The sequence below is a fragment of the Vibrio sp. 10N.222.51.C5 genome, assembly GCF_041474575.1.
Taxonomy (GTDB): domain Bacteria; phylum Pseudomonadota; class Gammaproteobacteria; order Enterobacterales; family Vibrionaceae; genus Vibrio; species Vibrio crassostreae_C.
The window spans coordinates 48523-59945 of record NZ_JBFRUJ010000021.1; the positions used below are offsets into that span (position 1 = coordinate 48523).

11 protein-coding genes are annotated in these 11423 nt (G+C 42.8%); 9 read left to right on the forward strand and 2 right to left on the reverse strand.

All coding sequences use genetic code 11. The features are described 5' to 3' along the window. Window positions 1–64: 64 nt before the first annotated feature. From AB4558_RS07885 to rmf, 6 genes are all read left to right on the forward strand, one after another. Window positions 65–613 (forward strand): cell division protein ZapC, encoded by a 549-nt coding sequence (locus AB4558_RS07885; protein ID WP_017063848.1) that lies wholly within the window; start codon window positions 65–67, stop codon window positions 611–613. 507 nt (window positions 614–1120) lie between these two features. Further along, entirely contained in the window at window positions 1121–3241 is a 2121-nt protein-coding gene (rlmKL, locus tag AB4558_RS07890; RefSeq protein WP_372122137.1) for a bifunctional 23S rRNA (guanine(2069)-N(7))-methyltransferase RlmK/23S rRNA (guanine(2445)-N(2))-methyltransferase RlmL, read from the forward strand. A gap of 25 nt (window positions 3242–3266) precedes the next feature. Then, window positions 3267–3527: a glutaredoxin family protein gene (locus AB4558_RS07895; protein ID WP_019823251.1), complete on the forward strand. Its 261-nt coding sequence runs from the start codon at window positions 3267–3269 to the stop codon at window positions 3525–3527. After that, window positions 3505–5421, forward strand: a complete 1917-nt coding sequence (locus AB4558_RS07900; protein ID WP_017063849.1) for an ABC transporter ATP-binding protein — start codon at window positions 3505–3507, stop codon at window positions 5419–5421. Before AB4558_RS07895 ends, AB4558_RS07900 begins: the two co-directional genes overlap by 23 nt. A gap of 9 nt (window positions 5422–5430) precedes the next feature. Beyond that, window positions 5431–7167 carry a DUF3466 family protein gene (locus AB4558_RS07905; RefSeq protein ID WP_372074869.1) on the forward strand — a complete coding sequence of 579 codons (1737 nt, stop codon included), beginning with the start codon at window positions 5431–5433 and terminating at the stop codon, window positions 7165–7167. Between the two features lie 161 nt (window positions 7168–7328). Next, entirely contained in the window at window positions 7329–7502 is a 174-nt protein-coding gene (gene rmf / locus AB4558_RS07910) for a ribosome modulation factor (RefSeq protein ID WP_017059676.1), read from the forward strand. Between the two features lie 252 nt (window positions 7503–7754). Here rmf and fabA read toward each other — a convergent pair whose 3' ends face one another. After that, window positions 7755–8270 carry a bifunctional 3-hydroxydecanoyl-ACP dehydratase/trans-2-decenoyl-ACP isomerase gene (gene fabA, locus AB4558_RS07915; RefSeq protein WP_017059675.1) on the reverse strand — a complete coding sequence of 172 codons (516 nt, stop codon included), beginning with the start codon at window positions 8268–8270 and terminating at the stop codon, window positions 7755–7757. A gap of 70 nt (window positions 8271–8340) precedes the next feature. Beyond that, window positions 8341–9993, reverse strand: a complete 1653-nt coding sequence (locus tag AB4558_RS07920; RefSeq protein WP_017066880.1) for a Lon protease family protein — start codon at window positions 9991–9993, stop codon at window positions 8341–8343. Between the two features lie 189 nt (window positions 9994–10182). Here AB4558_RS07920 and matP point away from each other — a divergent pair, with 189 nt between their 5' ends. The 3 genes from matP to AB4558_RS07935 all read left to right on the forward strand — a co-directional run bounded on the left by matP (window position 10183) and on the right by AB4558_RS07935 (window position 11387). Further along, window positions 10183–10638 carry a macrodomain Ter protein MatP gene (matP, locus tag AB4558_RS07925; protein ID WP_010440786.1) on the forward strand — a complete coding sequence of 152 codons (456 nt, stop codon included), beginning with the start codon at window positions 10183–10185 and terminating at the stop codon, window positions 10636–10638. A 23-nt stretch (window positions 10639–10661) separates the two neighbouring features. Beyond that, window positions 10662–10970: a DUF3634 family protein gene (locus AB4558_RS07930; protein WP_017059672.1), complete on the forward strand. Its 309-nt coding sequence runs from the start codon at window positions 10662–10664 to the stop codon at window positions 10968–10970. 105 nt (window positions 10971–11075) lie between these two features. Next, a complete protein-coding gene (locus AB4558_RS07935; RefSeq protein ID WP_017059671.1) occupies window positions 11076–11387 on the forward strand; it encodes a hypothetical protein in 312 nt (103 codons plus the stop codon). The last annotated feature ends 36 nt before the right edge of the window (window positions 11388–11423 follow it).

An 11423-nucleotide genomic window follows, 5' to 3' on the forward strand; every position in this document is an offset into this window, starting at 1 on the left:
ATTACTGTAATTGAAGGTAATTTTGCGTTTTACCTAATGGAATGGTTCAACAGTGTGAGACGAAATGATGCTTAAACCTAGCGATACATGGAGTTGGTATTACGATGAGCAGCAATGTTCATTAATGCTAAACCTCGGAGAGGATATGATTTTCAAAACGAATCTGGTCCGCAATAAGCTGGTGGACTGCGCGTTTCGAGATAATGAATTCACCGTTGATGACGCATCTTCATACCAAACCTTCAAAGAACAAATTTCTGGCTTAGAACTGTCTGAGCCTCGTCAAGCTGAATTAGCACTCTATTGTGTGGCAGCAAAGCGTTTCCATAAGCCTGTACAGCCTAAGAGTTGGTTCTTCGACTCACAAGGTACTGGCCATGAATATCCTCAAGAAGGGGATATTGTACAAATGAATAACGAGCATAGCTTAGGGTATTTCATTGTATTAGAAGTGGGAGAGTGTGCGAGCCTATGTGCATTTGTTGACCTAGAAGAGTTCCTGTTAACGCCTTCAAAAGGACTGCGATTTGGAGACTCAATCAAGGTGATGCACGATAGAATGGTAGACGCGAACGCTATCCTTCATCAGACACACATAGCGATGGTAGGTTAACCTCTAATCTAGCACATCATTTCAACCACGCATCGCAGCACACAAACGTATAAACCTTCCTCAGAATCGGCTCATTAGCCGATTTTTTTGTGCCTAAAAAACCTCATCCTGATAAATACATCACGGCTTAACCATTTAAATAGTGAACTTACGACTATTTTTTCACCTTAATTTCTGCCCGTTTTCATCGCCAGAAGAGTAAATCTACCGTCTTTATTCCCTGTTTTTGGTCTTTTGTAGTTAAATTTCATCCATAAATCTCATTTGGTATATACCAGTTTTGAGGTGAATATAAATTCACATTGCTACTTTGGTTAATAAGTGGTCAGAAATGAAGTTGGTTTGATAGGTCTTATGTTCTAAGGGGATGTGGGTGAGCGATCGCTTCAAGACTGTGCATTTGCTAGCCAGTTAGTCGAAAGATTCAATGAAAAGACGTGTTTAGTGTGATGCTCTAGTTACAAATTCAGGTATAATCGAACTCATTTTTATCAATAAAAGAACACTATGAATCAATATCTAGCGGTTACCTCAAACGGCCTTGAGAATTTATTAGTTGAAGAACTAACCCAACTAGGGATTACAAACGCAAAACCTGTTCAAGCAGGTGTTAAATTCAAAGCGACCAATGAGCAAATTTATCGTTGTTGTTTGTGGAGCCGTTTGGCTTCTCGATTTGTACGTGTCCTTTCTGAATTCACTTGTATGGACGACATGGATTTGTACCTATCAACCACTGCGGTTAACTGGGTAAATCAATTCCATAGCTCTAAGCGTTTTGTTGTTGACTTCAATGGTACGAACAACGAAATCCGTAATAGCCAATACGGTGCGATGAAAGTAAAAGATGCCGTTGTTGATTGCTTTGAGAAGAAGTCTTTACCTCGTCCTTCTATTAGCAAAGAGAACCCAGACATTCGTATCCACGTTCGTTTACACCGTGATAAAGCGATTCTTGGTGTTGATATGGTAGGTAGCGGTCTTCACCAACGTGGTTACCGTCCTGAATCAGGTCGAGCACCACTACGTGAAACTCTTGCTGCCGCGATTCTTCTTCGTAGTGGTTGGGACGCAACTAAGCCTTTCCTAGATCCAATGTGTGGTTCAGGTACGTTAGTGATTGAAGCGGCGATGATGGCTGCAAACATGGCTCCAGGTGTTAAACGTCAGAAGTGGTGTTTTGAATCACTAGAAGATTTCGAACCAGAGCTATGGGCTGAAGTGAAAGCTGAAGCGAACGTTCAAGGTCGTCGTGGTGTTAAGAAAGTGGAATGTAAGTTCTATGGCTACGACAATGATGAACGTATGATCAAAACTGCGCGTGACAATGCTCGTCGTGCCGGTGTTGAAGAGTTGATTGAATTCGAAGTAGGCGATGCTGCAAAGCTTAAGCGTCCTACAGAGTTTACTGATGGTGTGATTGTTTCTAACCCGCCTTACGGTGAACGTCTTGGTACCGAGCCGGGTCTTATTGCACTTTACACAGCATTCGGTGCACAGCTCAAAGCTGAATTTGGTGGCTGTAACGCATCTATCTTCTCTAGCTCAGACGAGCTACTAAGCTGCTTACGCATGCGTGCAGACAAACAGTTCAAATTGAATAACGGTGCGTTACCGTGTCACCAAAAGAACTACTCAATTTCAGATCGTCCGATGTCAGAACGTCCAACGGGCGAGCAAGAACAGTTAATTGCTCCTGACTTCGCAAACCGTCTTAAAAAGAACATCGGTAAAATTGGCAAGTGGGCTAAGAAAGAGCAATTAGATTGTTACCGTATCTACGATGCGGACTTACCAGAATACAATGTAGCGATTGATGTATACCCAGGTCATCTTGTGATTCAAGAATACGCAGCGCCTAAAGATGTACCGGAAGAGAAGGCAAAACGTCGCTTAACCGATATCATCCGTGCTTCTATTCAAGTAACAGGCGTAGAAGCAAACAACGTTGTGCTTAAAGTTCGTCAGAAACAGAAAGGCCGTTCTCAATACCAGAAATTGGCTCAAGACTCATCGAACTTAGAAGTGAACGAGTATGGCGTTAAGCTGATTGTTAATCTTCATGATTACCTAGATACCGGGTTGTTCCTAGATCATAAGATCACTCGTCGTCGTATCGGTGAGATGGCCGCAGGTAAGGATTTCCTAAACTTGTTTGCTTATACAGGAAGTGCATCTGTTCATGCTGCTGTGGGTGGTGCTCGTTCTACAACTACTGTTGATATGTCTAATACCTACCTAGAGTGGGCGAAAGAGAACATGGAGCTTAACGGTCGTGTTGGTCGTCAACATCAGTTTGTTCAAGCTGACTGTCTACAATGGCTAGCTAAAGAGCAGGGTTCTTATGATCTGATCTTTATCGATCCACCTACGTTCTCTAACTCAAAGCGTATGGATCAATCTTTCGATGTTCAACGTGATCACATTCAGCTGATGGAAAACCTTAAACGTCTTCTTCGTGAAGAAGGCACGATTGTGTTCTCTAACAACAAGCGTCACTTCAAAATGGACTTGGAAGCTCTAGATGAGTTAGGTCTTAAGGCTCAGAATATCTCAGCGAAGACACTTCCATTGGACTTCTCTCGCAATAAGCACATTCATAACTGCTGGTTGATTACACATAAGTAGTTAAGAGATCGTATAAGGATATAGAGTGCTGACTCTCTACAGTACAGAAGGGTGCCATCTATGTGAGATGGCATTCCAACTCACGGAACAGTTAAACATTAGCCATCACGTCAACGTTGTTGACATTGCATTTGATGATGAGCTCTTTTCCCGTTACGGGGTCACTATTCCGGTGCTCAAATTTGAAAGCTCTGACCTTTCTCAAAGCTCAGAGCTTAACTGGCCATTTGGCTTGTTAGAACTTAATGATTGGTTAAAGAAGAATGGCATTACTTACAATTCATAATGGGCAATTAGCGTTTGGCGATCACCCGTTATTAGATCGTGCGGACTTCGCACTGCAAGAAAACGAACGTGTGTGTTTAGTAGGGCGCAATGGCGCTGGTAAGTCTACGTTGATGAAAATCCTGTCTGGGAACATCATCATGGACGACGGCAAGATGCAAATCACACAAGATGTGGTTGTGTCGCGCCTTGAGCAAGATCCACCGCGCAATGAGCAAGGTACCGTTTATGATTACGTTGCTGGTGGCCTAGCTGAAATCGGTGAACAGCTGAAGATCTATCATGATCTTCTGGATCTCATCGGTACTGACCCTAGTGAAAAGAACCTAAATCGTCTTACTCGTGTTCAAGAGCAATTGGATCATGCGAATGCATGGCGCTTTGAAGATCGCGTAAGCAACGTATTGGCGGCGCTTAAGCTAACTGCAGAAACCAAACTGACGGATTTGTCTGGTGGTTGGCAACGTAAAGCAGCACTTGCTCGTGCGCTTGTATGTGACCCTGACGTGCTTCTACTTGACGAACCGACTAACCACTTAGATGTTGCGACCATTGAATGGTTAGAGGGTTTCCTGAAAGACTTCCGCGGTTCAATCATCTTTATCTCGCATGACCGTGCGTTCATTAAATCGATGGCAACACGTATTGTCGATCTTGATCGCGGTAAATTGAGCTCTTTCCCGGGTGATTACGAAAACTATCTTGTTGAGAAAGAAGAAGCGCTTCGTGTAGAAGAAATGCAAAACGCTGAATTTGATAAGAAGCTTGCTCAAGAGGAAGTTTGGATTCGTCAGGGCATCAAAGCTCGTCGTACTCGTAACGAAGGCCGTGTTCGTGCGCTTAAGAAGCTACGTGAAGAACGTTTGAACCGTCGTGAAGTGCAGGGCAAAGCGATTATCCAAATCGACGATGGCCAGCGTTCAGGCAAGATTGTATTTGAAGCTGAGAATCTTAACTTTGGCTTTGAAGGCAAAGAAATTGTTAAGGACTTCAGCTTCAACATCATGCGTGGCGATCGTATCGCTCTGATTGGTCCTAACGGTTGTGGTAAGAGTACGGTACTTAAGCTGCTTCTTGACCAGCTTAAGCCTGATTCAGGTCGTTTGCATTGTGGTACTAAGCTTGAAGTCGCTTACTTTGACCAATACCGCGAAATTCTAGATCCTGAGAAGTCTGTAATCGATAACTTAGCGGATGGTAAGCAAGAAGTCACTGTAGGTGGCCGTGAGCGTCATGCACTAAGCTACTTACAAGATTTCTTATTCTCTCCAAAACGTGCTCGTACTCCTGTTAAAGCACTATCTGGTGGTGAGAAAAACCGTCTGTTACTAGCTCGTATCTTCCTTAAGTCGAACAACTTATTGATTCTCGATGAGCCAACCAACGATCTAGATATCGAAACTTTGGAACTTTTAGAAGATTTGCTTGCCAACTATCAGGGTACGCTTCTTTTAGTGAGCCACGATCGTCAGTTTGTTGATAACACGGTTATGACAAGTTGGATCTTTGAAGGTAATGGTGTTATTGAAGAATTTGTTGGTGGTTACCACGATGCTCAGCAGCAAAGAAAACAAGCATTAGAGTACCGACAGGTTGAAAAGCCATCAAAGCCTGAGAAAGTAGTTGAGGAAACTCCCAAAACTGCGCCAGTTAAGGCTAAACCTAAGAAGTTATCGTATAAGCTACAACGAGAACTAGAAGCGCTACCAATGCGTTTGGAAGAATTGGAAACTCAAATTGAAACTCTTCAGGAAGAAGTCAACGATCCAAGCTTCTTTTCAAAATCTGTAGAGCAGACACAACCAGTATTAGATAAGCTATCTGCAGCAGAGCAGGAGCTTGAAGTTGCTTTTGAGCGCTGGGAAGAGCTCGAGGCACTACAACAGGAAAGTTAAGAAGTAATAATGACTTGTACTAAATTTAAATTAACTACAGTTGCAGCATTAGTTTTAGCTGCAACTAATGCCAATGCTGCGCTTTACAAGGTCGTTGAAGTCACTCCTTCAATTACAGGTGCCTCTGAAATCTATGGTGTGGCGATTCAACCTGGTGTTGCGACAGACGGAACGAATGAGCTTGCGTTAGGTTGCTTCGATTCAGCTGCAACCAACTGTACCGATAGTGCATTTAAACTTGCTGGTGAGACTCGCGATACGCTTGAAGCGGTAAGTTATCGTGAAGAAGTACCATTCGCAATGGATGCACCATTTCAGTACATTCAAGAGCGTGATGATTTCGAAAACTATTGTTATCGAGAGCTGAGATATTCTACATGTGAAAGCTGGGCTCAAAATCGTTGGAATGATACTTGGAATAAGGAAAGAAACGACCTTACTCATGTCAATGCGAAAGCCTTTGTTGAAGGTGGCGAAACCTTTGATAGCCGCAATACGGTAATTAACTCGCTTTATATAAACGATGCCGATGAAGTTGAGCCTTTGGGGGTTAAATCTGAAGGTGGTATTCGTAATAACGCGATGTTCACAACTACACCAAATGGGCCAACAGGCACTTCGGAAACTCGTGCATGGCACGCTATCAAAGCAAGTAACGACAAAGTTTACAATGTAGGTAGTGTATCTACGGAAGGAGCTAAAACGGATACGTCAGATACAACGTTTAGTTCAAAGGCGGCTATTTGGGATGGCACAATAACGAAAGAGATCGACTGGATTAGATCTGGTAACGCTCAACAGGGCGATTATTTTGCCCAAGGCAGTATGCGTTCAATTGTTGAATCGGACTCTCTTTTTTATGGTGTAGGCTATAATACTGCTGATGGAAACGGCGATCTACAAGATATGAATGCAAGTGTCTTTGTGAGTACTTCACTCGATCTCGCTACGGCAACGTGGACAACTACACAAATTAGCGGTGCAGAGGTTAAGTCTGGTTCATCTAACGATGATGCTAGATACAGTAACTCAGTAGCAACCGATATTAACGACAACTTGTTTGCAGTTGGATATTCAAAACGTAACGGTTATGTTCCTGAAAATGGAAGTGCCGGTAATAAGCCTTTTATTGTAACGGATGCTAAAAACCCAACAGCAACGTATTTGTCTGGCGGTATCTTCTTCAGTGGCTCAAGCGGTGAAGCTAAAGCGGTAAATAATTACAATGAACTTGTTGGCCAGATCGATGCGGAAACGACGCGTGAAGTCGATGGCAGCGAAAGAAGACACAGAGGCTTTATTTACCCTTACGATCTCCCGTCTTCAACTGATGAACGCCGTGTTGATATTTTTGGTGGTAAAGCATGGTGGTTAGATGACTTAACAAATGATGGTGATGCGTCTAGTCACAATAACCAATTTAGAATCATTGATGCGACGGATATCAATGATGCTGGCGTGATTTCAGCAACGGCTATCAAATGTACAGTCGACGGTAATGATAAGCCTTATGACACAACATCACACAACTCATACTGTGGTGGTGCCTCATCTAACGCAGTCGAAAAGGTTGTAGCTGTTAAGCTTATCCCAATCAAGGGAGCAAGGTATGACACTGGCTCTGACATTGATAGCGTAGTAACTCGTAGCACCGACACCGAGAAAGTTGAGCGCCAAGGTGGTAGCCTAGGTTGGTTAACTTTGACTGTGCTTGGTCTATTAGGGTTCCGCAGAAAATTTAAATAATTTTATCTCCTGAGCCCGAGTTCACAATTCTGAACTCGGGCTTTTTTTCGCCTTGAGAAAAGTGAAAATTTGACCGATTCTTAAAGTTGGAGTCACAAAAACTCCGTAAAGTTGTAATCATTGTATGTTAGTAAATGGAACACCCGTATGAGGACTGCACTATGAAGAGACAAAAGCGTGATCGACTAGAACGAGCACAATCTCAAGGCTACAAGGCTGGTTTAAATGGACGGTCGCAAGAAGCTTGCCCATATAGCCAAATGGATTCTAGGTCTTATTGGTTAGGTGGATGGCGTGACGCCAAAGATGACAAGCAATCAGGTCTCTATAAGTAGATAGGGCGTAAAGAATTCAAGGTCAGGGCTCCATTGTCTGTTGATTACAACGGCCGGAGCCTTGTTAGTTTCAGACGAGTGATAAGCTCCCCAGAGCTATAAAGTATTATAGTTTCGCTATCATAAGCGTATCGCTGGTGGATTTATCCTGTTTCAAGCTTAATACGGGATACTTTAATGCACTATAACTAAATTTATTGGAACGAAAATAAAGCAGCCATGGGCTGCTTTACTAAAAATCTAACTATTAGATTAGAATGCTGACGTATCTTGGAAAAGGCCAACTTTCAAATCTTTAGCAACGTAGATCTCTTTACCATCAACAAGTACGCGACCATCCGCAAGGCCCATAACTAGACGACGGTTAACAACACGCTTCATGTGGATCTCGTAAGTTACTTTTTTCGCTGTAGGCAGAATTTGACCAGTGAATTTCACTTCGCCAACCCCTAGAGCACGACCTTTACCTTCGCCGCCAACCCAACCAAGGTAGAAACCAACCAGCTGCCACATTGCGTCAAGGCCTAGACAACCAGGCATTACAGGGTCACCTGGGAAGTGACAATCGAAGAACCATAGGTCAGGAGTAATATCCAGCTCAGCAAGAACTAAACCTTTACCGTAATCACCTTCAGTTTCAGACATCTTAGTGATGCGATCCATCATTAGCATGTTCGGTGCTGGTAGTTGAGGGCCTTGTGGCCATAGTTCGCCTTGGCTTGATGCTAGAAGCTCTTCGCGAGTGTAAGAATCACGTTTGTTTTGCATTATCAATTACTCCGATTTTTGATAGGTGCATATTAGTGAACAGGTGTACGCTAAACAAGTCCGATCAGTACTAGACAAACCAGTTTTTAATGCGTCCAACGATTCCAATAGGGTGCTCATGTCTTTCAAAGTTTTCAATACGTTCCGCGATTTTACTCAGAACGCTTTCTTGTTCATCGTCTCTAAATGGTTTGTTCATAATGAGAGGAATTGCTTCGTCTACATTAGACACAGACCAAATATGGAATTCTTCATTCTTAATGCTTTCAATAAGGTCAGGCTTTAGTGCAAGATGCCTTAAGTTCGATCTTGGAAGGATCACACCTTGTTCGCCTGTTAAGCCGTTGTGCTTACACACATGGTAGAAGCCTTCGATTTTCTCGTTTAGCCCGCCAACAGCTTGCACACGTCCAAATTGGTCAACTGCACCTGTAACCGCAATTTGTTGATTGATAGGGTATTCAGACAAAGCACTAACCAGAGAACACAACTCCGCAAGAGAAGCACTATCGCCATCTACTTCGCAGTAAGACTGCTCAAATACTACGGAAGCTGCGTATGGTAATGGATCTTCAAGGTTTAGTGCGCTGCTCACAAATGCTTGCATGATCATCATGCCTTTAGCATGAAGATTACCACCCAGCTCGGCTTTGCGCTCAACATCGGCAATATCACCATCACCAAAGTGAATAACACAGGAAATTCGTGCAGGTTCACCATACGATATTGGGTGTCCCGGTACATCGATGACCGTCAATCCATTAACTTGACCAACTTGTTCACCTTCAGTTTCGATAATGACTTGGCCATCACGAATATCATCAAGGGCGCGTTCTGGTAGATAAGATTCACGGTTGTATTTGTGCTGTTGAGCTTGCTGGATATGGTGAATATCAATCTCACCATTGTCGGCTTCAATCAAAGCTTCGTTCAATAACGCGTTGTGCCAAATAGGGCACAGTGGGATATAGCTTTGATCTTCGGTTTCTCTTGCTCCGGCAGTAAGAATGCCAGTCAACGCTTGTTGCGTGATGTTTGGTAATTCATAGCGTTGTTGAAGCCACTTAAGGTAACCAAGATATTGAGTCAGAGTGTCTTCTGAGAGCTTAATGTCCTGTTCAATTTCGCTGAATAGGCAAAAACCGGTTTGAATATCGCTGTCTAGGTAATCAAGGTCACCTAGTTGAGCTCTGTCTCCAACTACAATTAACTTAATATTGTAAGTAAGAGGTAAGGTTGGCGACTGATTCAAGTGTTCAGGGTTACTGCTGATAGGCTCTACAGCTTCACCAAGCAGCGCAGATTTAAGCAGTAACCAGCTTCCTGGGTTTGCCAAGATCAGGTTTGCTGAAACGATCAGATAACCGTTGTTTGCTCTAGCCAGTAGGCCAGGTTTTGTCGCAATAACCTTACCGTCTTTCGATTGAACTTGGTCAAATAGAGAGGCAGCATTTAAAGACTCAGTTTTGATAACCGGCAGAGTGTGATCATCTAAAGCAGTGACTAGAGATTCAACAATCATTTGACGATAGATTGAATTGTCCGGAGCATTTACCAGTAAAACGCGCGAAAGGTTAGACAAGCGAACAAAGCGGGTTAGCGCATCTTTGAATCTATGTTGAATATCTGAAAACGGGAAAGGCGAGATGTCAGGGAATTGCTCTAATTGAGCGCTATATTCGTCGTACTGAGGCGTAACATGTCGCCAATCTACTTGAGTCATTTAAGTTTCTGATTATGATAATGAGGTAGGGAGTATATAGAAAAACCGATCTCGCTTGTAGCTCTATGTGGTAGTTACTAATCACTAAGCTAATATAAGTATGATCTTGGTCTATTCTTTCAAGACAATAATTGTGAAATAACCTATTCTGGGTTACGCTGTCACTAGGATTAACTCTCGAGATTAGACATGAAATATCAGCAACTTGAAAACTTGGAATGTGGTTGGAAATGGAACTATCTGGTCAAAAAGTGGAAAGAAGGTGAATCGATTACTTGCCATATTGATTCAAGTGAAGCTGACGTTGCTGTTCAAGCCTTATTGAAGCTGGAACACCAGCCTACGGGTGTTCTTGAGTGGATCTCTAACAACATGTCTCCTGAGCTCGATAACAAGCTTAAACAAGCGATCAGAGCTAAGCGAAAACGCCACTTCAATGCTGAACAAGTTCATACAAAGAAGAAATCAATCGACCTTGATTACCGTGTATGGGAAAAGCTATCTCAACGTGCGAACGAGCTAGGTTGTACGCTCTCAGATGCCATCGAGTATTTGGTTAGCGAAGCGTCTCGTAGTGAGCAGGCCAGCAAGACGGTGACTAGCCTCAAAGAAGACTTAAGCAAGCTCCTTTCTGACGATAAATAACCATCAACAGTAGTGGTGACATTATGATGTACGTAATCTTAATCGGTGCGGTATTAGTTTTTTGGTTAGTAGCAGTCGATCGACCGGTATTGAAAATTAAATTTAGCGACGGGGCGATCGAACAAGTTAAAGGGCATCTTCCACCGAGCTTTAAGCACAACCTTCAAGAGATTGGTCATAACAATACCTTTAAAGGCGAGCTAAAAGTGTATGCAAAACGTTCTGGTTACAATCTCAAGTTCACTAAAGATGTTCCTAAAAACGTACAGCAACGTATTCGTAACGTGTTCCCGCATAATGGTTTTAAGTCTAAAGGCTCAAAGAAAGCGTAATCGTTGAGAGTTACGCGTTAGCTGGTCAATCCTCATACTAAGTTAATCCTTCATTTCTCTTAAATCTCCGCATACTGTTCTCACCCTCAACAAAGAGAGAGCAGTATGAGATATCTAGTATTACTATTATGTTTTTTATCCCCAGTCGCTTTTCCCGACGATGCATTGGTTAATCCTGTTGCTAAAAAGATAAAAGTCACCGTCATGAAAGGGCTCAACAAGAGTAATGTTGATTTCGAGGGTTATTGCGATCTGATGATTGAGATGAAGCACTCTAAAGGTTATGCAAGAATCAAAAAGGTGAGAACGTCTGGAGATAGTAAAGTTTGCAAGCAGGCGAAAAAACACCTACCGACGAAGAAAAGGTTCAAATACAGCTTTCCAGAAAAGTATATCCGGCTACATATCACACACTAGCCACTCTCAACGCACTATCATAGACAGGATCTTAAG